We start from the raw sequence: 24,888 nt of genomic DNA, 5'->3' as shown, positions 1-24,888 counted from the left end.
CTAGCCCTTAGTTGCGGAACGGGAACTTGAACGCCTCGAGCAGCGCCTTGGCTTCGGCGTCGGTCTTGGCGGTGGTCGTGATGGCGATGTCCATGCCGCGGAGAGCGTCGACCGCGTCGAAGTCGATCTCCGGGAAGATGATCTGCTCCTTCACGCCCATGTTGTAGTTGCCGCGACCGTCGAAGGCACGGCCGGACACGCCGCGGAAGTCGCGCACGCGCGGCAGCGCGACGTTGATCAGGCGGTCCAGGAACTCGAACATACGGTCGCGGCGCAGGGTGACCTTGCAGCCGATGGGCCAGCCGTCACGGATCTTGAACGACGCCACGGAAACGCGGGCCTTGGTGGCCACCGGCTTCTGGCCGGCGATCTTGGCCATGTCGGCCATGGCGTTCTCCAGCACCTTCTTGTTGCTGGCGGCCTCGCCCACGCCCATGTTCAGCGTGATCTTGACGAGCCGGGGGACCTCCATCGGATTGGCGTAGCCGAACTTCTTCATCAGAGCCGGCACCACCTCTTCCTTGTAGAACTTTTCGAGCCGCGTGGTCATGACTTCATTCCTCAGGCGTCGAGCGCCTCACCGCTGGAGCGGAACACACGAATCTTGCGTCCATCCTCCAGGATCTTGTACCCGATGCGCTCGCCCTTGCCGGTGGCCGGGTTGAGCGGCATCACATTGGAAATGTGGATCGAGGCCTCGCGCTCGACCACGCCGCCGGCGATGCCCGCCTGCGGGTTCGGCTTGGTGTGCCGCTTGACCAGGTTCACGTTGGAGACGACCACACGGTCGCCGTCCACCTTGATGACCTCGCCCTGCTTGCCCTTGTCCTTGCCGGCGATGACGACGACGGTGTCGCCCTTCTTGATGCGGTTTGCCATGTCTGCCTTCCTCCGCTCAGAGCACTTCAGGCGCGAGCGAGACGATCTTCATGAACTTCTCGGAACGCAGCTCACGGGTAACCGGCCCGAAGATGCGGGTGCCGATCGGCTCCTGCTTGTTGTTCAGCAGCACGGCGGCGTTGCCGTCGAAGCGGATCACCGAGCCGTCCGGACGGCGCACGCCCTTGCGGGTGCGCACCACCACGGCGTCGTAGACCTCGCCCTTCTTCACCTTGCCGCGCGGAATCGCGTCCTTGACGGTCACCTTGATGATGTCGCCAATACCCGCGTAGCGGCGCTTGGAACCGCCGAGCACCTTGATGCACATCAGTTCCTTGGCGCCCGAATTGTCGGCGGCGTCGAGGTAGCTCTGCATCTGGATCATGATTCAGATCTCCCTTATTCGGCCGCGCGGGTGACGATTTCAACCACGCGCCAGTTCTTGGTCTTCGAGATCGGCGCGACCTCGGTCACGCGGACGACGTCGCCTTCCTTGCAGCTGTTGTCCGCGTCGTGCGCGTGGAGCTTCGTCGAGCGCTTGATGTACTTGCCGTACAGCGGATGCTTGACCTGGCGCTCCACCAGGACGGTGACCGTCTTGTCCATCTTGTTGCTGATCACACGACCTTCGATCGTGCGCAGCGGCTTGCTGTTGTTCTCGCTCATCGCGGCGATCCCTTACTTGTTGCTGCCGAGCAGGGTCTTCACGCGCGCGATTTCGCGGCGCACCCGGCGGATTTCGTGGGTCTTCGACAGCTGGCCGGTCGCCTGCTGCATGCGCAGGGAGAACTGCTCCCTGCGCAGGTCGAGCAGGTGGCCCTTCAGCTCGTCGGCCGACTTTTCGCGGAGTTCCTTGATCGTAGCCATTAGCGCACCGTCCGGGTCACGAAGGTGGTGGTGACCGAGAGCTTCGCCGCGGCCAGGCGGAACGCCTCGCGGGCGGTCTCCTCGGGCACACCCTCGATTTCATAGATCATGCGACCGGGCTGGACCTGGGCCACCCAGTACTCCACGTTGCCCTTACCGGAACCCATACGCACCTCGATGGGCTTCTGGGTGATCGGCTTGTCGGGGAACACGCGGATCCACATCTTGCCGCCACGCTTGACGTAGCGGCTGATCGTGCGGCGCGCGGCCTCGATCTGGCGGGCGGTCAGGCGGCCGTGACCGGTCGCCTTCAGGCCGTACTCGCCGAAGGACACGGCGTTGGCACTCCAGCTCAGGCCCTCGTTGCGGCCCTTGTGCTGCTTGCGGTACTTGGTTCGCTTGGGTTGCAACATCGCCGTTACCTCGCTTCACGTGCAGGACGGGAGGGACGCTCGCGCTCGCCGCGCTCCTGGCGCGGGGCGGCTTCTTCCTGCTTCTCCTGTCCGACCTGGGCGAAGTCGAAGATCTCGCCCTTGTAGATCCAAACCTTGACGCCGATGACGCCGTAGGTGGTGTGCGCCTCGGCGAAGCCGTAGTCGATGTCCGCGCGCAGGGTGTGCAGCGGCACGCGGCCTTCGCGGTACCACTCCGAGCGGGCGATCTCGGCGCCGTTCAGGCGGCCGGCGACGTTGACCTTGATGCCCAGGGCGCCCAGGCGCATCGCGTTGCCCACGGCGCGCTTCATGGCGCGGCGGAACATGATGCGGCGCTCCAGCTGCTGGGCGATGGACTCGGCGACCAGCTGGGCGTCCAGCTCCGGCTTGCGGACCTCGGTGACGTTGATGTGCGCCGGGACGCCCATCACCTCCGAGACCTCCTTGCGCAGCTTCTCGATGTCCTCGCCGCGCTTGCCGATCACCACGCCCGGACGGGCGGTGTGGATGGTCACGCGCGCGGTCTTGGCCGGACGCTCGATCAGGATGCGGCTGATGCCGGCCTGGGCCAGCTTCTTGCGCAGCAGCTCACGCACCTTCAGGTCGGCCGCCAGGTACTTGGCATACTCGCCCTTGTCGGCGTACCACTTCGAATTCCAGTCCTTGGCGATGCCAAGGCGGATGCCCGTGGGATGAACTTTGTGACCCATATTACTTGCCCTCTCCCACGACGACAGTGATGTGGCTGGTGCGCTTGAGGATGCGGGTACCGCGGCCCTTGGCGCGGGCCATGAAGCGCTTCAGGGTCGGACCCTCGTCCACCATGATGGTCTTGACCTTCAGGGTGTCGATGTCGGCGCCCAGGTTGTTCTCAGCGTTGGCGATGGCCGACTCGACCACCTTCTTGATCAGCGCCGCGGCCTTCTTCTCGGAGAACTTCAGCAGGTTGACGGCGCGCTCGGCCGGCAGGCCGCGCACCTGGTCGGCGACCAGTCGAGCCTTCTGCGGGGAGATGCGCGCGGTGCGCAGGATGGCTTTCGCTTCCATGGTCATCTCTCCTTACTTCGACTTCTTGTCGCCGCCGTGACCCTTGAAGGTCCGGGTGATGGCGAACTCGCCGAGCTTGTGGCCGACCATGTTCTCGTTGATCAGCACCGGAACGTGGTTCTTGCCGTTATGCACGGCGATGGTGAACCCCACCATTTCCGGCAGGATCATGGAACGGCGCGACCAGGTCTTGATCGGCTTCTTGGTGCCGCCCGCGGCCTCCACCTTCTTGAGGAGGTGGTGATCGACGAACGGGCCTTTCTTGAGGGAACGTGGCATGGTCGATTAGCCCCTACGATCGCGGACGATGAACTGCTGAGTGCGCTTGTTCTTGCGCGTCTTGTAACCCTTGGTCGGGACACCCCACGGAGTGACCGGATGCGGGTTACCCTGGCCGGCCTTGGCCTCACCACCACCGTGCGGGTGGTCAACCGGGTTCATCGCCGCACCGCGGACGGTCGGACGCACGCCGCGCCAACGCTTGGCGCCGGCCTTACCCAGCTTCTCCAGATTGTGCTCGTCGTTGCCGACCTCGCCGATGGTGGCGCGGCACTCGGCGGGCACCTTGCGCATCTCGCCCGAACGCAGGCGGAGCAGCGCATAGGCGCCCTCGCGGGCCACCAGCTGCACGCCGGCGCCGGCGGCGCGGGCGATCTGCGCGCCCTTGCCCGGCTTCAGCTCGACGCAGTGCACCGTGGTGCCGACCGGGATGTTGCGCAGCGGCAGGGTGTTGCCGGCGCGGATCGGGGCGTCGGAGCCCGCGATCACCTGGTCGCCCGCCTTCAGACCCTTCGGGGCGATGATGTAACGGCGCTCACCGTCGGCGTAGCACAGGAGGGCGATGTGGGCGGTGCGGTTCGGGTCGTACTCGATCCGCTCGACGCGCGCCGCGATGCCTTCCTTGTTGCGCTTGAAGTCGATCAGGCGGTAATGGTGCTTGTGGCCGCCACCGATGTGGCGGGTGGTGATGCGGCCGTGGTGGTTGCGGCCGCCGGTCTTGCTCTTCTTCTCGACCAGCGGGGCGTACGGCGCACCCTTGTGCAGGTCCGGCGTGACCACGCGGACCGCGGAGCGGCGGCCGGGGGAAGTGGGCTTGAACTTCATCAATGGCATGGGATCACCCTCAGGCCTTGGCGGACACGTCGATGCTCTGGCCCTCGGCCAGGCGCACGTACGCCTTACGCCAGTCGCCGCGGCGGCCGGCACGGAAGCGGAAGGACTTGTTCTTGCCCTTCACGTTGACGACGTTGACGGCCTCGACCTTGACGTCGAACAGCTGCTCCACCGCCGCCTTGACGTCGGCCTTGGTGGCGTCGCTCGAAACCTCGAACACGTACTGGTTGCTGGCTTCCTGCAGGCGCACGGTCTTCTCCGACACGCGCGGAGCGCGCAGCACGCTGAAAATCTTCTCGTTGGCGCTCATGCCAGCCACTCCTCGATCTTCTTGACCGCCTCGGCCGTGATCAGCACCGAATCGGCGCAGACCAGCGACACCGGATCCAGACCCTGCACGTCGCGGACCTGCACGTACGGCAGGTTGCGGGCGGCCAGGAACAGGTTCTCGGAGGCATTCTCGGTGACGATCAGCGGGCGCTGGCCCACCTCGAAACCGGCCAGCTTCGCGACCAGGCCCTTGGTCTTCGGGGCGTCGACGTCGAACGACTCGACGACCTTCAGGCGGCCCTGCCGGTTCAGCTCGGACAGGATCGCGCTGATCGCGGCGCGGTACATCTTGCGGTTGACCTTCTGCACGAAGCTGCGCGGCTTGGCCGCGAAGGCCCGGCCGCCGCCGACGAAGATCGGGGCCGTCAGGGCGCCGTGGCGGGCGCCCCCACCCTTCTGCCGCTTGGACTTCTTGGTGGTGCCGTTGACCTCGGCGCGGCTCTTCTGCGCCTTGGTGCCGGCACGGGCGGCGGCCTGGTAGGCCACCACGACCTGGTGCACCAGGTCCTCGCTGAATTCACGGCCGAACACGGCGTCGGAGACCGACAGGGTGTTGCCGCTACCCGTAATGGTGAGTTCCATCGTGATTCTCCTTACGCCTTGCTCGCCGGGCGCACGATCACGTCACCACCCGGAGCACCCGGGACGGCGCCGCGGACGGCGATCAGGCCGCGCTCGACGTCCACGCGCACCACTTCCAGGTTCTGGACGCTCTGGACCTCGGCACCCATGTGGCCGGCCATCTTCTTGCCCGGGAACACGCGACCCGGGGTCTGGCGCTGGCCGATCGAACCCGGAGCGCGGTGGCTCAGCGAGTTGCCGTGGCTGGCGTCGCCCATGGTGAAGTTGTGGCGCTTGATCGTGCCCTGGAAGCCCTTGCCCTTGGTCACGCCCTGGACGTCGACCTTCTGGCCCACCTCGAAGATGTCGGCCTTGATCTCGCCGCCCACGGTGAAGTCGCCGATCCTGTCGTCGGCAACGCGGAACTCCCACAGGCCGCGACCCGGCTCGACCTTGGCCTTGGCGTAGTGACCGGCCACCGGCTTGGTCAGCAGCGACGCGCGGCGGGTGCCGGCGGTCACCTGGATGGCGCTGTAGCCGTCGTTCTCGACGGTCTTGATCTGGGTGATGCGGTTGGGGGTCGCCTCGATCAGGGTCACCGGGATGGAGCGGCCATCCTCGGTGAAGACGCGGCTCATGCCGGCCTTGCGGCCGACCAGACCCAACGAATACTTCTTCGTCATGTCGGCAGTCCTCAGGCGAGCTTGATCTGGACGTCGACACCGGCCGCGAGCTCAAGCTTCATCAGCGCGTCCACGGTCTTGTCGTTGGGGTCGACGATGTCGAGCACGCGCTTGTGCGTGCGGGTCTCGTACTGGTCGCGCGCATCCTTGTCGGTATGCGGGGAGACGAGAACGGTGTAACGCTCGATCTTGGTCGGCAGCGGGATCGGGCCACGCACCTGCGCGCCGGTCCTCTTGGCCGTCTCGACGATCTCGCTGGCCGAGCGGTCGATCAGACGGTGATCGAACGCCTTGAGCCGAATCCGGATCTTTTGGTCCGCCATGACGGAGTTCCTTCGTTAAAAGAGCGACGGGCCCGGCCTCTGGGATGCCTGCCCCGAAAAATGGTCCATTCGCCCGGCCACCAGGGGCCACCGGGCCGGGGCCGGTTGCCCGGCCCCGAAAAGCGCGGGCAGACCGGCAAGCGGCCTGCCCAGACGGAAGAGTATAGAACGCGTAAAGCATAGCGTCAACAGCCCGCAGGCTGCCAACGCGTATTCGTCACGCGACCCTTCCCTGTCCGGCGAACACGAGGCACCTCCTGTGCCTCTTTTCGCGGTAGGGCCGCCCCGACCCAGCCAGGGGCGGCCTTGCAAGTCCTTGAATTACTTCAGGATCTTGGACACCACGCCGGCGCCGACGGTGCGGCCGCCCTCGCGGATGGCGAAGCGCAGACCCTCGTCCATGGCCACCGGGTTGATCAGCGACACCGTCATCTTCACGTTGTCGCCCGGCATCACCATCTCCACGCCCTCCGGCAGGTTCACCGTGCCGGTGATGTCCGTGGTGCGGAAGTAGAACTGCGGACGGTAACCCTTGAAGAACGGGGTGTGGCGGCCGCCCTCGTCCTTCGACAGCACGTACACCTCCGCCTCGAAGTCGGTGTGCGGGGTGATCGTGCCCGGCTTGGCCAGCACCTGGCCACGCTCCACCTCGTCACGCTTGGTGCCGCGCAGCAGCAGACCCGCGTTGTCGCCCGCCTGACCCTGGTCCAGCAGCTTGCGGAACATCTCCACGCCGGTGACCGTGGTCTTCTGGGTCGGACGGATGCCGACGATCTCGACTTCGTCGCCCACCTTGATCACGCCGCGCTCGATGCGGCCGGTCACCACGGTGCCGCGGCCCGAAATCGAGAACACGTCCTCGACCGGCATCAGGAACGGCTTGTCAACGTCGCGCTCCGGGGTCGGGATGTAGGTGTCCAGCGCGTCCACCAGCTTGATGATCGCCGGCACGCCGATCTCCGACTGGTCGCCCTCCAGCGCCTTCAGCGCCGAACCCTTGATGATCGGGGTGTCGTCGCCCGGGAAGTCGTACTTGCTCAGCAGCTCGCGGACCTCCATCTCCACCAGCTCCAGCAGCTCGGCGTCGTCCACCATGTCCGCCTTGTTCAGGAAGACCACGATGTACGGCACGCCCACCTGGCGCGCCAGCAGGATGTGCTCGCGGGTCTGCGGCATCGGGCCGTCAGCCGCCGACACCACCAGGATCGCGCCGTCCATCTGCGCGGCACCGGTGATCATGTTCTTCACGTAGTCGGCGTGACCCGGGCAGTCCACGTGCGCGTAGTGACGGGTCGGCGACTCGTACTCCACGTGCGCCGTCGAGATCGTGATGCCGCGCGCCTTCTCCTCCGGCGCCGCGTCGATCTGGTCGTACGCCTTGAACTCGCCACCGAAACGCTCGGCGCCGATCTTGGTCAGCGCGGCCGTCAGCGTGGTCTTGCCGTGGTCCACGTGGCCAATCGTGCCCACGTTCACGTGGGGCTTGGTGCGCTCGAACTTACCCTTGGACATAGTCTTGTGTATCCCGTGATTTTGAGGCTGTTAAGGTGGAGTCGGCCCGCCGACTCAGTTCTTCTTGACCACGGCCTCGGCGACGTTGGCCGGCGCCTCGGCGTAGTGATCGAACTCCATGGTGAAGGTGGCGCGGCCCTGCGACATCGAACGCAGCGAGGTCGCGTAGCCGAACATCTCGCCCAGCGGGACCATGGCGTTGATCACCTTGCCCGACGGGCTCTCGTCCTGGCCCTGCAGGATGCCGCGGCGACGACTGATGTCGCCCATCACGTCACCCAGGTACTCCTCGGGGGTGACGACCTCGACCTTCATGATCGGCTCGAGGAGCACCGGGTCGGCCTTGTTGAAGCCTTCCTTGAAGCCCATCGAGGCGGCGATCTTGAACGCCATTTCCGACGAGTCGACGTCGTGGTACGAACCGTCCACCAGGCGCACCTTGACGTCCACGACCGGATAGCCGGCGAGCACGCCGTTGGCCATGGCCTCCTGGATGCCCTTGTCCACCGCCGGGATGTATTCCTTCGGCACCACGCCGCCGACGATCGCGTTCTCGAACACGTAGCCGGCGCCGCGCTCCTGCGGCTCGATCTCCAGGATGACGTGGCCGTACTGGCCCTTGCCGCCCGACTGGCGGACGAACTTGCCTTCCTGGCGGACCGGCTTGCGGATGGTCTCGCGGTAGGCGACCTGCGGCTTGCCGACGTTGGCCTCGACGTTGAACTCGCGCTTCAGGCGGTCGACGATGATGTCCAGGTGCAGCTCGCCCATGCCCGAGATGATGGTCTGGCCGGACTCCTCGTCGGTGCGGACGCGGAACGACGGGTCCTCCTGCGCCAGGCGACCCAGGGCGATGCCCATCTTCTCCTGGTCGGACTTGGTCTTCGGCTCGACCGCCATGGAGATCACCGGCTCGGGGAACGTCATGCGCTCCAGCACGATCGGCGCGTCCTGGGCGCACAGGGTGTCACCGGTGGTGACGTCCTTCAGGCCCACGGCCGCGGCGATGTCGCCGGCCAGCACCTCCTTGATCTCGTCGCGGAGGTTGGCGTGCATCTGCAGCAGGCGGCCGATGCGCTCCTTCTTGCCCTTGACCGAGTTCAGCACCTGGTCGCCGGCGCTCAGGGTGCCGGAGTAGACACGGAAGAAGGTCAGCGAGCCGACGAACGGGTCGGTCATGATCTTGAAGGCCAGCGCCGCGAACGGGGCCTTGTCGGAGGACTCGCGGGTCAGCTCCTTGGTCTCGTCGTTCATGTCGACGCCGCGCACCGGCGGCAGGTCGACCGGCGACGGCAGCAGGTGCACCACGCCGTCCAGCATGGCCTGCACGCCCTTGTTCTTGAACGCCGAGCCGCAGAACATCGGCACGATCTCGGTCTTCAGCGTGCGCGCACGCAGGCCGGCCAGGATGTCGGCCTCGGACAGGTCACCCTCGTTGAGGTACTTGTCCATCAGCTCCTCGCTGGCCTCGGCGGCGGACTCGACCATGAACGAACGCGCCTCCTCGGCCTGGGCCTTCAGCTCCTCCGGGATGTCGCGGTACTCGAACTTCAGGCCCTGGGACGCCGGATCCCAGTAGATGGCCTTCATCTTGACCAGGTCGACGACGCCCTCGAAGGCGTCCTCGGCACCGATCGGCACCTGCATCGGCACCGGGAAGGCGCCCAGGCGGGTCTTCAGCTGGTCGCGGACCTTGTAGAAGTTGGCGCCGGTACGGTCCATCTTGTTGACGAACGCGATGCGCGGCACCTTGTACTTGTTGGCCTGGCGCCACACGGTCTCGGACTGCGGCTGCACGCCGCCGACCGCGCACAGCACGAACACCGCGCCGTCCAGCACGCGCAGCGAACGCTCCACCTCGATGGTGAAGTCCACGTGGCCCGGGGTGTCGATGATGTTGAAGCGGTGCTCCGGCAGGGACTGGTCCATGCCCTTCCAGAAGGCCGTGGTGGCCGCGGAAGTGATGGTGATGCCGCGCTCCTGCTCCTGCTCCATCCAGTCCATCGTCGCGGCGCCTTCGTGCACCTCGCCGATCTTGTGGCTCTTGCCGGTGTAGAACAGGATGCGCTCCGACGTCGTGGTCTTGCCGGCATCGATGTGCGCCATGATGCCGAAGTTGCGGTAACGCTCGATGGGAGTGGTACGGGCCACGGGAGCCTCTCGTTTGCTATGGCTTTTCGGGTGAAGGAGCGGCGCGCGGCGCCGGGCTCCTAACGACGGAGGGCGCGGACCTGGGCCGCGCCTCCCCGGGGCTGGGCGTCACGGGCCCGGGACGGGCCCGCGGCGGTCACCAGCGGTAGTGCGCGAAGGCCTTGTTGGCCTCGGCCATGCGGTGGGTTTCCTCGCGCTTCTTGATCGCGCCACCGCGGTTCTCGGAGGCGTCGAGCAGCTCCGCGGCCAGCTTGCGGGCCATGGAGTTCTCGCCGCGCTTGCGGGCCGACTCGATCACCCAGCGCATGGCCAGGGCCAGGCGGCGGGAGGCACGGACCTCGACGGGCACCTGGTAGGTGGCGCCGCCGACGCGGCGGGACTTGACCTCGACCGTCGGGGCGACGTTGTCCAGCGCCTTCTGCACCAGCTCGATGGGGTTCGGATTCTTCTCGCCGATCACGTCCATGGCGCCGTAGACGATGCTCTCGGCGATGGACTTCTTGCCGTTCTTCATCACCATGTTGATGAAGCGGGCGATGGTTTCGCTGCCGTGCTTCGGATCGGGCAGGACGGCGCGCTGCGGGGTGGAACCTTTGCGGGACATTTCGGGCTTCCTCGATCAGTTCTTCGGGCGCTTGGCGCCGTACTTCGAACGGCCCTGGCGACGCTTGGTCACGCCGGCCGCATCGAGCGAGCCGCGGACGGTGTGGTAACGCACACCCGGCAGGTCCTTCACGCGGCCACCGCGGATCAGGACGACGGAGTGCTCCTGCAGGTTGTGGCCCTCGCCACCGATGTACGAGATGACCTCGTAGCCGTTGGTCAGGCGCACCTTGGCGACCTTACGCAGGGCCGAGTTCGGCTTCTTCGGGGTGGTGGTGTACACGCGGGTGCACACGCCGCGGCGCTGCGGGCACTTCTCCAGTGCCGGCGAGGCGCTCTTGTATGTGGCCGCCTGCCGCGGCTTGCGGACCAGCTGGTTGATCGTCGCCATTGGTAAGGTTCTTCTGCTTGGGGCCCCGCTTTGACCGGAGCCGGAACGTGAAAACGACGGCAGGCCGAAGGACGGCCTGCCGAGACAGGAAAGTATAGCGGCCGGCCAGAAACAGCGTCAACCGGCTTCCCCGTCCCTGGGGCGGCGCCGGGGGCGGTCCTCCGCGCCCCCGGCCCGGGCGGCGGCCTCCTGCCGCCGCCCCGCCCCGGATCACTCCGGAGCCTGTTCCTCGCCCGCCGCCGGGGCCTCGGCCTCGGCCGTGGCCGCCTCAGTGGAGCCGCCGGCCAGGGTCTCCATCTCAGACTCCGTGAGACCGGAGGCCGTGCGGCGGCGGCGGTTGTGGTACGCCAGGCCGGTACCCGCCGGGATCAGGCGGCCGACGATGACGTTCTCCTTCAGGCCGCGCAGGGTGTCGCGGGTGCCGCGGACGGCCGCCTCGGTCAGCACGCGGGTGGTCTCCTGGAAGGAGGCCGCGGAGATGAACGACTCGGTCGCCAGCGAGGCCTTGGTGATGCCCAGCAGCACCGGCTCGAACTTGGCCGGGGTCTCGCCGCGGGCGGCCAGGCGGGCGTTCTCCTCCAGCACGCGCTGCTTCTCCACCTGCTCGCCGGCCAGGAACTTGCTGTCGCCCGGGTCGGTGATCTCGACCTTGCGCAGCATCTGGCGGGTGATGACCTCGATGTGCTTGTCGTTGATCTTCACGCCCTGCAGGCGGTACACGTCCTGGATCTCCTTGACCAGGTACGCGGCCAGGTCCTCGACGCCCTTCAGGCGCAGGATGTCCTGCGGGCTCGGCTCGCCGTCCACGATGATCTCGCCCTTGGTCACGTGCTCGCCTTCGAACACGATGATCTGGCGGTACTTCGGGATCAGCTCCTCGTGCTCGCCGCCGTCGGCGTCCTTGATGATCAGGCGCTGCTTGCCCTTGGTGTCCTTGCCGAAGCTGACCACACCCGAGCGCTCGGCCAGGATCGCCGGATCCTTCGGCTTGCGCGCCTCGAACAGGTCGGCCACGCGCGGCAGACCACCGGTGATGTCACGGGTCTTGGACGCCTCCTGCGGGATCTTGGCGACCACGTCGCCCACGCCCACCGGGGCGCCGTCCTGCAGGTTCACGATCGAGCGCGGCGGCAGCAGGTACTGCGCCGGCAGGTCGGTGCCCGGGATGTTCAGGTCGTTGCCGTCGGCGTCGACGATGCGCACCAGCGGGCGCAGGTCCTTGCCCTGCGAGCCGCGGCGCTTGGGATCGGTGATCTCGCGCGAAGCCAGGCCGGTCAGCTCGTCGGTCTTCTCGATGACGGTGACGCCGTCGACGAAGTCCACGAAGCGGACGAAGCCCGCGACCTCGGAAACGATCGGGTGGTTGTGCGGATCCCAGTTGGCCACGGTCTGGCCGGCCTTGACCTCGGCGCCGTCCTTGACCGAGATGGTGGCACCGTACGGCAGCTTGTAGCGCTCGCGCTCGCGGCCGTGCGGGTCGAGCACCGAGATTTCGCCCGAGCGCGACACCGCCACCAGGTGGCCGCTGGAGTGCTCGACGGTCTTGAGGTTGTTGAACTTGATCGAGCCGGTGGTCTTGACCGTGATGCTGTCCACCGCGGCGGCACGCGAAGCGGCGCCACCGATGTGGAAGGTACGCATCGTCAGCTGCGTGCCCGGCTCGCCGATCGACTGGGCGGCGATGACGCCGACCGCCTCGCCGATGTTGACCAGGTGGCCACGGGCCAGGTCGCGGCCGTAGCACAGCGCGCACACGCCGAACGGCGATTCGCAGGTGATGGTCGAGCGGACCTTCACCGACTGCACGCCGGCGTCCTCCAGCTTCTGCACCCACACCTCGTCCAGCAGGGTGTTGCGGGTGACGATCGGGTCCTCGTCGTTGCCCGGCAGGAACACGTCCTCGGCCACGACACGGCCCAGCACGCGGTCCTTCAGCGCCTCGACCACGTCGCCACCCTCGACGATCGCGGTCATGGTCAGGCCGGCGTGGGTGCCGCAGTCGTGCTCGGTCACCACCACGTCCTGGGCCACGTCGACCAGGCGGCGGGTCAGGTAACCGGAGTTGGCGGTCTTCAGCGCGGTGTCGGCCAGGCCCTTGCGGGCGCCGTGGGTGGAGTTGAAGTACTCCTGCACGTTCAGGCCTTCGCGGAAGTTGGCCTTGATCGGCGTCTCGATGATCGAGCCGTCCGGGCGGGCCATCAGGCCGCGCATGCCGGCCAGCTGGCGGATCTGCGCCTGCGAACCACGGGCGCCGGAGTCGGCCATGATGAACAGCGAGTTCATCGACTTCTGCACGACCTCCTCGCCCTTGGCGTTGACCACGCGCTCGGTGCCGATGGTGTCCATCATCGCCTTGGCGATGCGCTCGTTGGTGCGCGACCAGATGTCGACCACCTTGTTGTAGCGCTCGCCGGCGGTGACCAGACCGCTCTGGTACTGCTCCTGGATCTCCAGCACCTCCTGCTCGGCCTCGGCCAGGATGGTCTTCTTCTCGGCCGGGATCAGCATGTCGTCGATGCCGATGGACACGCCGGCGCGGGTTGCGAACGCGAAGCCGGTGTACATCAGCTGGTCGGCGAACACCACCGTGTCCTTCAGGCCCAGGCGGCGGTAGCAGGAGTTGATCAGGCGGCTGATGTTCTTCTTGGTCAGCTCGGTGTTGACCAGCGAGAACGGCAGGCCCTCCGGCAGGATCTCGGCCAGCAGGGCACGGCCGACCGTGGTGTCCACGATCGAGGTCTTCTTCTCGCGGTTGCCGTTCCCGTCGATCTGGGTCTCGGTGATGCGCACCTTGACCTTGGCGTGCAGCTCGACCACGCGGTTGTCGTAGGCGCGCTTCACCTCGGCCACGTTGGCGAACACCATGCCCTCGCCCTTCTTGTTCTCGAGGGCGCGGGTCATGTAGTACAGGCCGAGCACCACGTCCTGCGACGGCACGATGATCGGCTCGCCGTTGGCGGGCGACAGGATGTTGTTGGTGGACATCATCAGGGCGCGCGCCTCCAGCTGGGCCTCCAGGCTCAGCGGGACGTGCACGGCCATCTGGTCACCGTCGAAGTCGGCGTTGAACGCGGTGCACACCAGCGGGTGCAGCTGGATGGCCTTGCCTTCGATCAGCACCGGCTCGAACGCCTGGATGCCCAGGCGGTGCAGGGTCGGAGCGCGGTTCAGCAGCACCGGATGCTCGCGGATGACCTCCTCGAGGATGTCCCAGACCTCCGGCTCCTCGCGCTCGACCAGCCTCTTGGCGGCCTTGATCGTGGTGGCCAGGCCGTGGCGCTGCAGCTTGGCGAACACGAACGGCTTGAACAGCTCCAGCGCCATCTTCTTCGGCAGGCCGCACTGGTGCAGCTTCAGGTACGGGCCGACCACGATCACCGAGCGGCCGGAGTAGTCCACGCGCTTGCCGAGCAGGTTCTGGCGGAAGCGGCCCTGCTTGCCCTTGATCATGTCGGCCAGGGACTTCAGCGGGCGCTTGTTGGTGCCGGTGATGGCACGGCCGCGGCGGCCGTTGTCCATCAGGGCGTCGACCGCCTCCTGCAGCATGCGCTTCTCGTTGCGCACGATGATGTCCGGAGCATTCAGCTCCAGCAGGCGGCGCAGGCGGTTGTTGCGGTTGATGACGCGGCGGTACAGGTCGTTCAGGTCGGAGGTCGCGAAGCGGCCGCCGTCCAGCGGAACCAGCGGGCGCAGGTCCGGCGGCAACACCGGCAGCACGGTCAGCACCATCCACTCCGGGCGGTTGCCGGACTCGATGAACGCCTCGATCAGCTTGATGCGCTTGGTCAGGCGTTTGAGCTTGGTCTCCGAACCGGTGGCGGCGATCTCCTCGCGCAGGCGGGCCATCTCGGCCTGCAGGTCGATGGTGCGCAGCAGCTCGTAGATGGCCTCGGCGCCCATGGCGGCGTCGAAGTCGTCGCCGTGCTCCTGGCGGGCCTGCAGGTACTGCTCCTCGGTCAGCAGCTGGCGGCGCTCGAGCGGGGTCAGGCCCGGCTCGGTGACCACGTAGGCCTCGAAGTACAGGATGCGCTCGATGTCGCGCAGGGTCATGTCCAGCATCAGGCCGATGCGGGACGGCAGCGACTTCAGGAACCAGATGTGCGCGACCGGCGAGGCCAGGTCGATGTGGCCCATGCGCTCGCGACGGACCCTGGCCAGGGTGACCTCGGTGCCGCACTTCTCGCAGACCACGCCGCGGTGCTTCATGCGCTTGTACTTGCCGCACAGGCACTCGTAGTCCTTGATCGGGCCGAAGATCGCCGCGCAGAACAGGCCGTCACGCTCGGGCTTGAACGTGCGGTAGTTGATCGTCTCGGGCTTCTTCACCTCGCCGTAGGACCAGGAGCGGATCAGGTCGGGCGAAGCCAGGCCGATCTTGATCGCGTCGAAGTCCAGCGTCTGGCGCTGCTGGTTGAAGAGGTTGAGCAGGTCTTTCATTTCTTGTCTCCGTCAGGAGTAAAGGCGGTCGGTGGCGGTTCGGTGGGGGCGCGGCCGCGCTGTCGCGCGCCGCGCCGTTCGCCTTACTCGTCCTCCAACTCCATGTTGATGGCCAGCGACCGGATCTCCTTCACCAGCACGTTGAAGGACTCCGGCATGCCCGCGACCATCTCGTGGTTACCGTCGACGATATTCTTGTACATCTGGTTGCGGCCCTGCACGTCGTCGGACTTCACCGTCAGCATCTCCTGCAGGGTGTAGGCCGCGCCGTACGCCTCGAGCGCCCAGACCTCCATCTCGCCGAAGCGCTGGCCGCCGAACTGCGCCTTGCCGCCCAGCGGCTGCTGGGTGACCAGCGAGTACGGACCGGTCGAACGGGCGTGCATCTTGTCGTCGACCAGGTGGTTCAGCTTCAGCATGTGCATGTAGCCGACCGTGACCGGGCGGTCGAACGCCTCGCCGGTGCGGCCGTCGTACAGCGTGGTCTGGCCGCTGGACGGCAGGCCGGCCAGGTCGAGCATGTACTTGATCTCCTCCTCGCTGGCGCCGTCGAACACCGGGGTGGCCATCGGCACGCCGTCGGTGAGGTTGCGGGCCATGTTCAGCAGCTCCTCGTCGGAGAACTGCGACAGGTCCACGCGCTCGCCCATCAGCTTCCGGTCGTGGTTGTAGATCTTGTCCAGGAACTGGCGCAGCTCGGCGACATTGGCCTTGGCGTCCAGCATCTCCTGGATGCGCTTGCCCAGACCCTTGGCGGCCCAGCCCAGATGGACCTCGAGCACCTGGCCGATGTTCATGCGCGAGGGCACGCCCAGCGGGTTGAGCACGATGTCCACGGTCTCGCCGTTGGCCATGTAGGGCATGTCCTCCACCGGCACGATGTTGGACACCACACCCTTGTTGCCGTGGCGGCCGGCCATCTTGTCACCCGGCTGGATGCGGCGCTTCACCGCCAGGAACACCTTCACCATCTTCAGCACGCCCGGGGCCAGGTCGTCGCCCTGGGTGATCTTGGCGCGCTTGTCGGCGAAGCGCTTCTCGAACTCCTTCTCGTGCGCCTGGATCTGCTTCTGCGCGCGCTCGATGGCCTCGGCGGCCTCCTCGTCCTTCATGCGCAGCAGGAACCAGTCGGACTTCTTCAGGCCGTCCAGGTAGGCGTCGGTGATGGTGTCACCCTTCTTCAGGCCCGGGCCGCCGTTGGCGACCTTGCCCACGATCTGCGAGCGCAGGCGCGCGTAGATCGCCGCCTCCAGGATGCGGAACTGGTCGTCGAAGTCCTTCTTGACGCGCTTGATCTCGTTTTCCTCGATCTGCTTGGCGCGCTTGTCCTTCTCGATGCCGTCGCGGGTGAAGACCTGCACGTCGATGACGGTGCCGTCCATGCCCGGCGGCACGCGCAGCGAGCTGTCCTTAACGTCGGAGGCCTTCTCGCCGAAGATGGCGCGCAGCAGCTTCTCCTCGGGGGTCAGCTGGCTCTCGCCCTTCGGCGTGACCTTGCCCACCAGGATGTCGCCGGCACGCACCTCGGCGCCGATGTACACCACGCCCGACTCGTCCAGGCGGCTGAGGGCCTGCTCGGACACGTTCGGGATGTCGGCGGTGATCTCCTCCGGGCCCAGCTTGGTGTCGCGGGCCACGCAGGTCAGCTCCTCGATGTGGATCGTGGTGTAGCGGTCCTCCTGCACCACGCGCTCGGACAGCAGGATCGAGTCCTCGAAGTTGTAGCCGTTCCACGGCATGAACGCGATCAGCATGTTCTGGCCCAGCGCCAGCTCGCCGATGTCGGTCGAGGGGCCGTCGGCCAGCACGTCGCCGCGCGCCACCACGTCACCCACGTGCACCAGCGGACGCTGGTTGATGCAGGTGTTCTGGTTGGAACGGGTGTACTTGGTCAGGGTGTAGATGTCGACGCCGGCATCCTGCTCGCCGGAGATCTCCCCCTCGTTCACCTTGACCACGATGCGGCCGGCGTCCACCTGCTCGACCACGCCACCGCGCCTGGCGATCACGGTCACGCCCGAGTCGCGCGCCACGGCGCGCTCGATGCCGGTACCCACCAGCGGGGTCTGGGCGCGCAGCGTCGGCACCGCCTGGCGCTGCATGTTGGCGCCCATCAGCGCGCGGTTGGCGTCGTCGTGCTCCAGGAACGGCACCAGCGCCGCGGCCACCGACACGGTCTGCATCGGCGAGACGTCCATGTAGTGGATCTCGGACGCCGGCTTCAGCAGCGACTCGCCCTGGTAGCGGCACGGCACGAAGGCGTCGGTCAGGTAGCCGTCCTTGTCGTGGGCGGCGTCCACCTGGGCGATGACGTAGTCGTTCTCCTCGATCGCCGACAGGTACTCGACCTCGTCGGTGATGCGGCCGTTGACCACCTTGCGGTACGGTGTCTCGAGGAAGCCGTACTTGTTGGTGCGCGCGAACACGGCCAGCGAGTTGATCAGGCCGATGTTCGGGCCTTCCGGGGTCTCGATGGTGCAGACGCGGCCGTAGTGGGTCGGGTGCACGTCGCGCACCTCGAAGCCGGCGCGCTCGCGGGTCAGGCCGCCCGGGCCCAGCGCCGAGACGCGGCGCTTGTGGGTGACCTCCGACAGCGGGTTGTTCTGGTCCATGAACTGGGACAGCTGCGAGGAGCCGAAGAACTCCTTGATCGCGGCCGCCACCGGCTTGGCGTTGATCAGCTCCTGCGGGGTCAACCCCTCGGACTCGGCCATGGACAGGCGCTCCTTGACCGCGCGCTCGACGCGGACCAGGCCCACGCGGAACACGTTCTCGGCCATCTCGCCGACCGAGCGCACGCGGCGGTTGCCCAGGTGGTCGATGTCGTCCACCGTGCCGCGGCCGTTGCGGATCTCGGTCAGGACGCGCAGCACCTCCAGGATGTCGGAGGTCTCGCCCTGCTGGGCCACCAGCGCCTTGGACTCCTCGTCGTTGCGCTCGGAGAAGTACTTGTAGTCGTACAGCACCGCCGGGCCGGTGACTTCCTTGCGGCCCACGCGGCGGTTGAACTTCATCCGGCCCACGGCCGACAGGTCGTAGCGCTCGAAGGTGAAGAACAGGTTGTGGAACAGGTTCTGGGCCGCCTCCTTGGTCGGCGGCTCGCCCGGGCGCATCATGCGGTAGATCTCGACCAGCGCCTCGAGCTGGGTGCGGGTCGGGTCGATGCGCAGGGTGTTGGACAGGTACGGGCCGCGGTCGAGGTCGTTGACCCACAGCGTGCCGACGCTGGCGATGCCGGCCTTGCGGAAGGCCTCCAGCTGCTCCTGGCTGATCTCGTCGTTGGCGGCGGCCAGCAGCTCGCCGGTGTTCGGGTCGACCACGTCGTGGGCCAGGATGCGGCCCAGCAGGTACTCGTCGGGCACCGCCAGCGCGGTGATGCCCGACTGCTCCAGCAGGCGCACGTGGCGCGCGGTGATGCGGCGGCCGGCCTCGACGATGACCTTCTCGCCGTCGGACAGGTCGAAGTTCAGGGTTTCGCCGCGCAGGCGCTCCGGCACCAGCTCCAGCTGCACACCCTCCGGCAGGATGTGGAAGGTGTTGATCTCGAAGAAGGCGCGCAGCATCTCCTCGTTGGAGTAGCCCAGGGCGCGCAGCAGGATCGTCACCGGCAGCTTGCGGCGGCGGTCGATGCGGGTGTACAGGGCGTCCTTCGGGTCGAACTCGAAGTCCAGCCAGGAGCCGCGGTACGGGATGATGCGGGCGCTGTACAGCAGCTTGCCCGAGCTGTGGGTCTTGCCGCGGTCGTGGTCGAAGAACACGCCCGGGCTGCGGTGCAGCTGCGAGACGATGACGCGCTCGGTGCCATTCACGATGAACGTACCGTGCTCGGTCATCAGCGGGATCTCGCCGAGGTAGACCTCCTGCTCCTTGACGTACTTGATGGCCTTGGTGGACGACTCCTTGTCGTAGATCACCAGGCGCACGGTCACGCGCAGCGGCGCACCGTAGGACAGGCCGCGGTTGCGGCACTCGCGCTCGTCGAACACCGGCTCGCCCAGCTTGTAGCCGACGTACTCCAGCGCGGCGTTGCCGCTGTAGCTGGTGATCGGGAACACCGACTTCAGGGCGGCGTGCAACCCCTTGTCCTCGCGCTTGGCGGGGTCGACATCCGCCTGCAGGAACTCGCGGTAGGAATCGACCTGGATGGCCAGCAGGAACGGCACCTCCAGGATCGAGCGCTGCTTGCCGAAGTCCTTGCGGATGCGCTTCTTCTCGGTGAACGAATACGACGTCATGGGTCTACCACCTTTGGCAGGGCGGGCCGCGCGTCCGCGGACCCGTGGGGAAACATGAAGCTGTCAGTCGGTAGTCGCTGGTATTGCCGGCACCAGCACGCCATCTCCCGCTACTTCCGACTACCAGCTCCTCCGGGAAGCTGGGTTTTCAGGTGTTCCGGACCGTCCGGGAGCGGTTGCTCCCGGAACGACCAAAGGCCGGGGGCTTTCGCCCCCAGCCTTCGCGCATCGCCAGAGTAGGCCGGCGACGCAAGGTACCGCTTACTTGAGCTCGACGGTGGCGCCAGCGGCTTCCAGTTCCTTCTTGAACTTCTCGGCGTCTTCCTTGGACACGCCCTCCTTGACCTCCTTCGGGGCGCCCTCGACCAGGTCCTTGGCCTCCTTCAGGCCCAGGCCGGTGATGGCGCGGACGGCCTTGATCACCTCGACCTTCTTGTCGCCGGCGGCCTTCAGGACGACGGTGAACTCGGTCTGCTCCTCGGCCGGGCCCGCGGCGGCGGCCGGGCCGGCGGCCACGGCGACCGGGGCGGCGGCGGAGACGCCGAACTTCTCCTCGATGGCCTTGACCAGCTCCATCACTTCCATCAGGGTCTTGCCGGCGATGGCTTCGACGATCTGCTCGTTGGTAAGGGACATAGTGATTACCTTCTGAATGTTTTCTTGAAAGGGGTTGGTGTCGTCGCGCGCGCCTTACGCCGCGGCTTCGGCCGGGGCCTGCTCGCCCTGCTTGTCCGCGACGGCCTTGACCGCGCGGGCGAACATGGCGGCCGGCTCGGCCAGGACGCGGGCCAGCATGGCCAGGGCCTGTTCGCGGGTCGGCAGCGACGCCAGGACCTCGACATGGCTGACCGGATACAGCTGGCCGCCCATGGCGACCACCTTCGGCTTCAGCTTGTCGTTGCTCTTGGCGAACTCCTTGATCAGCCGGCCGGCGGCACCGGGCTCCTCGAGCGAGAAGGCGTACAGCAGCGGGCCCACGAGCGCGTCCTTGGCGCACTCGTACTCCGTGCCTTCGACGGCACGTGCGGCCAGCGTGTTCTTCACGACCTTCAGATACACGCCGGTCTCGCGGGCCTTCTTGCGCATCGCGGTCATCTGGTCGACCGTGGTGCCTGCGTACTCGGCTGCGATCAGGGAGTGCGCCTTGGCGGCGACGTCGGCCAGTTCGGCGACGACTTCCTTCTTCTGGGACAGATTGAGAGCCATAACACTCCTCTTTTGAACTCCGCTCGCGGCTCCTGCCGCTTGCGGTCCTCGGCGGCGCCCTTCCCTGCGCGCCGGGGATGCGGGACGCATCCCGGTGCTGGCCTTGCTGATCCGGAGTCCCGAGCGTGTCGGTCGTACCGGGAAAACTTCCAGAAGGCGGCACCATCTGCGCAGGCCAGGCCCTGGCGGGCCCGATTAAGCGGCTTCCGCGGCACCGACGGCGATTCCATGCCAGAGCGAGCTTCCGTGCCCGTCGTCGGTGTACGGCGACCGCGCCTGCGGTCTTTGACGGCTGTCGCCCCGGCGGGCCGGGACGACTGCCCTCAAAACATGCCCACCCGGCCGCGCGGCCGGGCGGGGTGGAACGGTTACTTGGTCAGGGACAGCGAAGCCTGGTCGACGGTCACGCCCGGGCCCATGGTGGAGCTGAGCGAGATCTTCTGCAGGTACGTGCCCTTGGCGGTGGCGGGCTTGGCCTTGATCAGGTCCTGCAGCAGGGCCTGCAGGTTGGACTTCAGGGCCTCGTCGCCGAAATCGATCTTGCCGATGGTGGCGTGGATGATGCCCGCCTTGTCGGTGCGGTAGCGCACCTGGCCCGACTTGGCGTTCTTCACCGCCTCGGCCGGGTTCGGGGACACGGTGCCGACCTTCGGGTTCGGCATCAGGCCGCGCGGACCCAGCACCTGGCCCAGCTTGCCGACCACGCGCATGGCGTCCGGGGTGGCGATGACCACGTCGTAATTCAGGTCGCCGGCCTGCATCTTCTCGGCCAGGTCCTCCATGCCCACGGCGTCGGCGCCGGCGGCCAGGGCCTCATCGGCCTTGGCGCCCGGCGGGCAGAACACCGCCACGCGCACGCTCTTGCCGGTGCCGGCCGGCAGCACGGTGGAGCCGCGGACCTGCTGGTCGGACTTCTTGGCGTCCACGCCCAGGCGCACGGCCACGTCGACGGACTCGACGAACTTGGCCTTGGTGAAGCTCTTGAGGATCTTCAGGGCCTCGTCGATCGGATACGCCTTGCCCGGCTCGACGGCCGCCTTGATCGCCTTCTGTCGCTTGCTCAGTGCCATGTTCTCAGCCCTCCACCACCAGACCCATCGAACGGGCCGAGCCCGCGATGGTACGAACCGCCGCCTCCAGGTCGGCCGCGGTCAGGTCGGGCTCCTTCGCCTTGGCGATTTCCTCGAGCTGCTTGCGGGTGACCTTGCCCACCTTCTCGGTGTTGGGGCGCTTGGAACCGGAGGTGATGCCCGCGGCCTTCTTCAGCAGGATGGTGGCCGGCGGGGTCTTGGTGACGAACGTGAAGGTACGGTCGGAGTAGGCCGTGATGACCACCGGGATCGGCAGACCCGGCTCCATCTTGGCCGTGGCGGCGTTGAACGCCTTGCAGAACTCCATGATGTTCAGGCCGCGCTGGCCCAGGGCCGGACCCACCGGCGGGCTGGGGTTGGCCTGGCCGGCCTTCACCTGCAGCTTGATGTAACCGACAACTTTCTTTGCCATTTCAATGATCTCCGGGTGCTAGCGCCTGTCAGGCTCCCCATCGTTCCGGGAAAATCACGCGTCCCGGCGTCGCGTAAACCACCCGCCCCATCGCGCAAAAGGCCGCCAGGTCGGCGGCCGGGGACGGTTGCGGCCGCCCCGGGGCGGGAAAGCCGTGTAGTGTATCACGCCCAGGGCGGCCCGTGGGCCGCGCCTGTTCAGGTTCAGGCCTTCTCGACCTGGCCGAACTCCAGCTCCACCGGGGTGGAACGGCCGAAGATCAGCACCGCCACGCGCAGGCGGCTCTTCTCGTAGTTGACTTCCTCGACCACGCCGTTGAAGTCGTTGAACGGACCGTCGATGACGCGGACCATCTGGCCCGGCTCGAACAGCACCTTCGGGCGCGGCTTCTCCACACCCTCCTGCACGCGCTGCAGGATGGCGTCGGCCTCCTCGTCGCGGATCGGCAGCGGGCGGTCGGCGGTGCCGCCGATGAAGCCCATCACCTTGGAGGTCTCCTTGACCAGGTGCCAGCAGTCGTTGTCGATCCGGGGGATGCCGTTCTCGTCGTGGGTCTCGATCTGGACCAGGACGTAGCCCGGGAAGAACTTGCGCTCGGAGCGGCGCTTCTGGCCGGAGCGCATCTCGACCACTTCCTCGGTCGGCACCAGGACCTCGCCGAACTTGTCCTGCATGCCATGACGGGCGATCCGCTCGCGCAGCGCCTGGGCGACGGACTTCTCGAAACCGGAATAGGCGTGGACCACGTACCAGCGCTTCACAGCGGCGTTCTCCTCAGCGGCCGAAGTTCAGGAACAGCTCGATCGCCCACTTAATGAAGAAATCGAAGCCAGCCAGGATCAGGCTCAGGATCACCACCACGGCGATCACGACCCAGGTCATGCGGGTGGTTTCCTGCCGGGTCGGCCACACCACCTTGCGAAGTTCGAAGCGCGACTCCCCGAGGAAGTCGCGCACGCCGCGCCCCTTGGCCGTGGCCAGGAACACCAGCGCGCCCAGCACCAGGCCGGCGGCCACCGCCAGCCCGCGCAGCTGACTGGCCCAGCCCAGCTGGGCGGCGCGTTCGGGGGCGCCGAACCAGAACCAGACGAACAGACCGCCCAGCACCAGCAGCGCCGAGACGGCGTACTTGACGATATCGCCACCACTGGTGGCGGACTGCGCCGGGTCGATCTTGCTGTTCAAGTCGCTGTCGCTCTCGTTTCCGTTACCGGCCGTGCCGGGCCACCCAGGAACAGTCCGGGAAGTGGCACGCCAGGAGGGACTCGAACCCCCAACCTGCGGTTTTGGAGACCGCTGCTCTGCCAATTGAGCTACTGGCGTGTATCCGGTCCATCTCTTCCCTTAGACGGCGAAGGCGGACCGAGGTTCCGGCCCGCCCTTCGCGCTTCCGGCGAACGCGTCGCCGGCATCCGCAGGGGCTTACTTCAGGATCTTGGACACCACGCCGGCGCCGACGGTGCGGCCGCCCTCGCGGATGGCGAAGCGCAGACCCTCGTCCATGGCCACCGGGTTGATCAGCGACACCGTCATCTTCACGTTGTCGCCCGGCATCACCATCTCCACGCCCTCCGGCAGGTTCACCGTGCCGGTGATGTCCGTGGTGCGGAAGTAGAACTGCGGACGGTAACCCTTGAAGAACGGGGTGTGGCGGCCGCCCTCGTCCTTCGACAGCACGTACACCTCCGCCTCGAAGTCGGTGTGCGGGGTGATCGTGCCCGGCTTGGCCAGCACCTGGCCACGCTCCACCTCGTCACGCTTGGTGCCGCGCAGCAGCAGACCCGCGTTGTCGCCCGCCTGACCCTGGTCCAGCAGCTTGCGGAACATCTCCACGCCGGTGACCGTGGTCTTCTGGGTCGGACGGATGCCGACGATCTCGACTTCGTCGCCCACCTTGATCACGCCGCGCTCGATGCGGCCGGTCACCACGGTGCCACGACCCGAAATCGAGAACACGTCCTCGACCGGCATCAGGAACGGCTTGTCAACGTCGCGCTCCGGGGTCGGGATGTAGGTGTCCAGCGCGTCCACCAGCTTGATGATCGCCGGCACGCCGATCTCCGACTGGTCGCCCTCCAGCGCCTTCAGCGCCGAACCCTTGATGATCGGGGTGTCGTCGCCCGGGAAGTCGTACTTGCTCAGCAGCTCGCGGACCTCCATCTCCACCAGCTCCAGCAGCTCGGCGTCGTCCACCATGTCCCCCTTGTTCAGGAAGCCCCCGATGTACGGCACGCCCACCTGGCGCGCCCGCAGGATGTGCTCGCGGGTCTGCGGCATCGGGCCGTCAGCCGCCGACTCCACCAGGATCGCGCCGTCCATCTGCGCGGCACCGGTGATCATGTTCTTCACGTAGCCGGCGTGACCCGGGCAGTCCACGTGCGCGTAGTGCCGGGTCGGCGACTCCTACTCCACGTGCGCCGTCGAGATCGTGATGCCGCGCGCCTTCTCCTCCGGCGCCGCGTCGATCTGGTCGTACGCCTTGAACTCGCCACCGAAACGCTCGGCGCCGATCTTGGTCAGCGCGGCCGTCAGCGTGGTCTTGCCGTGGTCCACGTGGCCAATCGTGCCCACGTTCACGTGGGGCTTGGTGCGCTCGAACTTACCCTTGGACAT

The 24,888-nt window shown here is 67.0% G+C and carries 26 protein-coding genes, 1 tRNA gene and 1 pseudogene; all 28 read right to left on the bottom strand.

All coding sequences use genetic code 11. The features are described 5' to 3' along the window. Positions 1-7: 7 nt before the first annotated feature. Positions 8-550: a 50S ribosomal protein L5 gene (gene rplE, locus CR938_RS06315; protein WP_162124190.1), complete on the bottom strand. Its 543-nt coding sequence runs from the start codon at positions 548-550 to the stop codon at positions 8-10. 11 nt (positions 551-561) lie between these two features. Next, the gene (gene rplX / locus CR938_RS06310) at positions 562-879 is read right to left on the bottom strand and encodes a 50S ribosomal protein L24 (RefSeq protein ID WP_162124189.1); all 318 of its coding nucleotides are present in this window, start codon (positions 877-879) and stop codon (positions 562-564) included. 16 nt (positions 880-895) lie between these two features. Further along, positions 896-1,264 carry a 50S ribosomal protein L14 gene (gene rplN / locus CR938_RS06305; RefSeq protein ID WP_162124188.1) on the bottom strand — a complete coding sequence of 123 codons (369 nt, stop codon included), beginning with the start codon at positions 1,262-1,264 and terminating at the stop codon, positions 896-898. A gap of 14 nt (positions 1,265-1,278) precedes the next feature. Further along, entirely contained in the window at positions 1,279-1,545 is a 267-nt protein-coding gene (gene rpsQ / locus CR938_RS06300; protein WP_162124187.1) for a 30S ribosomal protein S17, read from the bottom strand. 12 nt (positions 1,546-1,557) lie between these two features. Then, positions 1,558-1,746 carry a 50S ribosomal protein L29 gene (gene rpmC, locus CR938_RS06295; protein ID WP_162124186.1) on the bottom strand — a complete coding sequence of 63 codons (189 nt, stop codon included), beginning with the start codon at positions 1,744-1,746 and terminating at the stop codon, positions 1,558-1,560. Further along, a complete protein-coding gene (gene rplP, locus CR938_RS06290) occupies positions 1,746-2,159 on the bottom strand; it encodes a 50S ribosomal protein L16 (RefSeq protein WP_162124185.1) in 414 nt (137 codons plus the stop codon). Before rplP ends, rpmC begins: the two co-directional genes overlap by 1 nt. 5 nt (positions 2,160-2,164) lie before the next feature. Further along, entirely contained in the window at positions 2,165-2,890 is a 726-nt protein-coding gene (gene rpsC / locus CR938_RS06285; RefSeq protein WP_162124184.1) for a 30S ribosomal protein S3, read from the bottom strand. A gap of 1 nt (position 2,891) precedes the next feature. Further along, positions 2,892-3,227 carry a 50S ribosomal protein L22 gene (rplV, locus tag CR938_RS06280; protein ID WP_162124183.1) on the bottom strand — a complete coding sequence of 112 codons (336 nt, stop codon included), beginning with the start codon at positions 3,225-3,227 and terminating at the stop codon, positions 2,892-2,894. 12 nt (positions 3,228-3,239) lie between these two features. Next, the gene (gene rpsS, locus CR938_RS06275; protein WP_162124182.1) at positions 3,240-3,506 is read right to left on the bottom strand and encodes a 30S ribosomal protein S19; all 267 of its coding nucleotides are present in this window, start codon (positions 3,504-3,506) and stop codon (positions 3,240-3,242) included. A 6-nt stretch (positions 3,507-3,512) separates the two neighbouring features. Then, positions 3,513-4,340: a 50S ribosomal protein L2 gene (gene rplB / locus CR938_RS06270; RefSeq protein ID WP_162124181.1), complete on the bottom strand. Its 828-nt coding sequence runs from the start codon at positions 4,338-4,340 to the stop codon at positions 3,513-3,515. 10 nt (positions 4,341-4,350) lie between these two features. Further along, positions 4,351-4,650: a 50S ribosomal protein L23 gene (gene rplW, locus CR938_RS06265; protein ID WP_162124180.1), complete on the bottom strand. Its 300-nt coding sequence runs from the start codon at positions 4,648-4,650 to the stop codon at positions 4,351-4,353. Next, positions 4,647-5,252 (bottom strand): 50S ribosomal protein L4, encoded by a 606-nt coding sequence (rplD, locus tag CR938_RS06260; protein WP_162124179.1) that lies wholly within the window; start codon positions 5,250-5,252, stop codon positions 4,647-4,649. The genes rplW and rplD overlap by 4 nt, the downstream gene beginning before the upstream one ends. 11 nt (positions 5,253-5,263) lie before the next feature. Then, positions 5,264-5,914 (bottom strand): 50S ribosomal protein L3, encoded by a 651-nt coding sequence (gene rplC, locus CR938_RS06255; protein ID WP_162124178.1) that lies wholly within the window; start codon positions 5,912-5,914, stop codon positions 5,264-5,266. An 11-nt stretch (positions 5,915-5,925) separates the two neighbouring features. Further along, positions 5,926-6,237: a 30S ribosomal protein S10 gene (rpsJ, locus tag CR938_RS06250; RefSeq protein WP_162124177.1), complete on the bottom strand. Its 312-nt coding sequence runs from the start codon at positions 6,235-6,237 to the stop codon at positions 5,926-5,928. Between the two features lie 321 nt (positions 6,238-6,558). Then, positions 6,559-7,749, bottom strand: coding sequence for an elongation factor Tu (gene tuf, locus CR938_RS06245; protein WP_162124176.1), 1,191 nt, complete (start codon positions 7,747-7,749; stop codon positions 6,559-6,561). A gap of 54 nt (positions 7,750-7,803) precedes the next feature. Continuing rightward, positions 7,804-9,900, bottom strand: a complete 2,097-nt coding sequence (fusA, locus tag CR938_RS06240) for an elongation factor G (RefSeq protein ID WP_162124175.1) — start codon at positions 9,898-9,900, stop codon at positions 7,804-7,806. Between the two features lie 136 nt (positions 9,901-10,036). Continuing rightward, positions 10,037-10,504: a 30S ribosomal protein S7 gene (gene rpsG / locus CR938_RS06235; RefSeq protein WP_162124174.1), complete on the bottom strand. Its 468-nt coding sequence runs from the start codon at positions 10,502-10,504 to the stop codon at positions 10,037-10,039. A gap of 15 nt (positions 10,505-10,519) precedes the next feature. Further along, positions 10,520-10,894 (bottom strand): 30S ribosomal protein S12, encoded by a 375-nt coding sequence (gene rpsL, locus CR938_RS06230; protein WP_162124173.1) that lies wholly within the window; start codon positions 10,892-10,894, stop codon positions 10,520-10,522. A 210-nt stretch (positions 10,895-11,104) separates the two neighbouring features. Next, positions 11,105-15,331: a DNA-directed RNA polymerase subunit beta' gene (rpoC, locus tag CR938_RS06225; RefSeq protein ID WP_162124172.1), complete on the bottom strand. Its 4,227-nt coding sequence runs from the start codon at positions 15,329-15,331 to the stop codon at positions 11,105-11,107. Positions 15,332-15,414: 83 nt separating this feature from the next. After that, on the bottom strand, positions 15,415-19,566 hold the full coding sequence (gene rpoB, locus CR938_RS06220; RefSeq protein WP_162124171.1) for a DNA-directed RNA polymerase subunit beta: 4,152 nt from the start codon (positions 19,564-19,566) through the stop codon (positions 15,415-15,417). A 261-nt stretch (positions 19,567-19,827) separates the two neighbouring features. Further along, entirely contained in the window at positions 19,828-20,202 is a 375-nt protein-coding gene (gene rplL / locus CR938_RS06215; RefSeq protein ID WP_162124170.1) for a 50S ribosomal protein L7/L12, read from the bottom strand. Between the two features lie 54 nt (positions 20,203-20,256). Then, positions 20,257-20,772, bottom strand: coding sequence for a 50S ribosomal protein L10 (gene rplJ / locus CR938_RS06210; protein WP_162124169.1), 516 nt, complete (start codon positions 20,770-20,772; stop codon positions 20,257-20,259). A 368-nt stretch (positions 20,773-21,140) separates the two neighbouring features. Further along, a complete protein-coding gene (gene rplA, locus CR938_RS06205; RefSeq protein WP_162124168.1) occupies positions 21,141-21,842 on the bottom strand; it encodes a 50S ribosomal protein L1 in 702 nt (233 codons plus the stop codon). A 4-nt stretch (positions 21,843-21,846) separates the two neighbouring features. Continuing rightward, positions 21,847-22,275, bottom strand: a complete 429-nt coding sequence (gene rplK, locus CR938_RS06200; RefSeq protein ID WP_162124167.1) for a 50S ribosomal protein L11 — start codon at positions 22,273-22,275, stop codon at positions 21,847-21,849. 203 nt (positions 22,276-22,478) lie between these two features. Beyond that, entirely contained in the window at positions 22,479-23,036 is a 558-nt protein-coding gene (nusG, locus tag CR938_RS06195) for a transcription termination/antitermination protein NusG (protein WP_162124166.1), read from the bottom strand. A 13-nt stretch (positions 23,037-23,049) separates the two neighbouring features. Next, positions 23,050-23,460 (bottom strand): preprotein translocase subunit SecE, encoded by a 411-nt coding sequence (gene secE / locus CR938_RS06190; protein ID WP_162124165.1) that lies wholly within the window; start codon positions 23,458-23,460, stop codon positions 23,050-23,052. A gap of 62 nt (positions 23,461-23,522) precedes the next feature. Beyond that, a tRNA-Trp gene (locus tag CR938_RS06185) sits at positions 23,523-23,598 on the bottom strand. A gap of 99 nt (positions 23,599-23,697) precedes the next feature. Then, positions 23,698-24,888: pseudogene (gene tuf / locus CR938_RS06180) on the bottom strand (elongation factor Tu).

The organism is Pseudoxanthomonas taiwanensis (assembly GCF_010093135.1).
Taxonomy (GTDB): Bacteria; Pseudomonadota; Gammaproteobacteria; order Xanthomonadales; family Xanthomonadaceae; genus Pseudoxanthomonas; species Pseudoxanthomonas taiwanensis.
Note: the sequence above shows the minus strand (reverse complement) of the source record. Positions and strands in the feature narration are given on the sequence as shown.

Excerpts from the sequence above, each read along its gene's own strand:
- rplE (WP_162124190.1), bottom strand. The coding sequence starts at position 550 with ATGACCACGCGGCTCGAAAAGTTCTACAAGGAAGAGGTGGTGCCGGCT.
- rplX (WP_162124189.1), bottom strand. The coding sequence starts at position 879 with ATGGCAAACCGCATCAAGAAGGGCGACACCGTCGTCGTCATCGCCGGC.
- rplN (WP_162124188.1), bottom strand. The coding sequence starts at position 1,264 with ATGATCCAGATGCAGAGCTACCTCGACGCCGCCGACAATTCGGGCGCC.
- rpsQ (WP_162124187.1), bottom strand. The coding sequence starts at position 1,545 with ATGAGCGAGAACAACAGCAAGCCGCTGCGCACGATCGAAGGTCGTGTG.
- rpmC (WP_162124186.1), bottom strand. The coding sequence starts at position 1,746 with ATGGCTACGATCAAGGAACTCCGCGAAAAGTCGGCCGACGAGCTGAAG.
- rplP (WP_162124185.1), bottom strand. The coding sequence starts at position 2,159 with ATGTTGCAACCCAAGCGAACCAAGTACCGCAAGCAGCACAAGGGCCGC.
- rpsC (WP_162124184.1), bottom strand. The coding sequence starts at position 2,890 with ATGGGTCACAAAGTTCATCCCACGGGCATCCGCCTTGGCATCGCCAAG.
- rplV (WP_162124183.1), bottom strand. The coding sequence starts at position 3,227 with ATGGAAGCGAAAGCCATCCTGCGCACCGCGCGCATCTCCCCGCAGAAG.
- rpsS (WP_162124182.1), bottom strand. The coding sequence starts at position 3,506 with ATGCCACGTTCCCTCAAGAAAGGCCCGTTCGTCGATCACCACCTCCTC.
- rplB (WP_162124181.1), bottom strand. The coding sequence starts at position 4,340 with ATGCCATTGATGAAGTTCAAGCCCACTTCCCCCGGCCGCCGCTCCGCG.
- rplW (WP_162124180.1), bottom strand. The coding sequence starts at position 4,650 with ATGAGCGCCAACGAGAAGATTTTCAGCGTGCTGCGCGCTCCGCGCGTG.
- rplD (WP_162124179.1), bottom strand. The coding sequence starts at position 5,252 with ATGGAACTCACCATTACGGGTAGCGGCAACACCCTGTCGGTCTCCGAC.
- rplC (WP_162124178.1), bottom strand. The coding sequence starts at position 5,914 with ATGACGAAGAAGTATTCGTTGGGTCTGGTCGGCCGCAAGGCCGGCATG.
- rpsJ (WP_162124177.1), bottom strand. The coding sequence starts at position 6,237 with ATGGCGGACCAAAAGATCCGGATTCGGCTCAAGGCGTTCGATCACCGT.
- tuf (WP_162124176.1), bottom strand. The coding sequence starts at position 7,749 with ATGTCCAAGGGTAAGTTCGAGCGCACCAAGCCCCACGTGAACGTGGGC.
- rpsG (WP_162124174.1), bottom strand. The coding sequence starts at position 10,504 with ATGTCCCGCAAAGGTTCCACCCCGCAGCGCGCCGTCCTGCCCGATCCG.
- rpsL (WP_162124173.1), bottom strand. The coding sequence starts at position 10,894 with ATGGCGACGATCAACCAGCTGGTCCGCAAGCCGCGGCAGGCGGCCACA.
- rpoC (WP_162124172.1), bottom strand. The coding sequence starts at position 15,331 with ATGAAAGACCTGCTCAACCTCTTCAACCAGCAGCGCCAGACGCTGGAC.
- rpoB (WP_162124171.1), bottom strand. The coding sequence starts at position 19,566 with ATGACGTCGTATTCGTTCACCGAGAAGAAGCGCATCCGCAAGGACTTC.
- rplL (WP_162124170.1), bottom strand. The coding sequence starts at position 20,202 with ATGTCCCTTACCAACGAGCAGATCGTCGAAGCCATCGCCGGCAAGACC.
- rplJ (WP_162124169.1), bottom strand. The coding sequence starts at position 20,772 with ATGGCTCTCAATCTGTCCCAGAAGAAGGAAGTCGTCGCCGAACTGGCC.
- rplA (WP_162124168.1), bottom strand. The coding sequence starts at position 21,842 with ATGGCACTGAGCAAGCGACAGAAGGCGATCAAGGCGGCCGTCGAGCCG.
- rplK (WP_162124167.1), bottom strand. The coding sequence starts at position 22,275 with ATGGCAAAGAAAGTTGTCGGTTACATCAAGCTGCAGGTGAAGGCCGGC.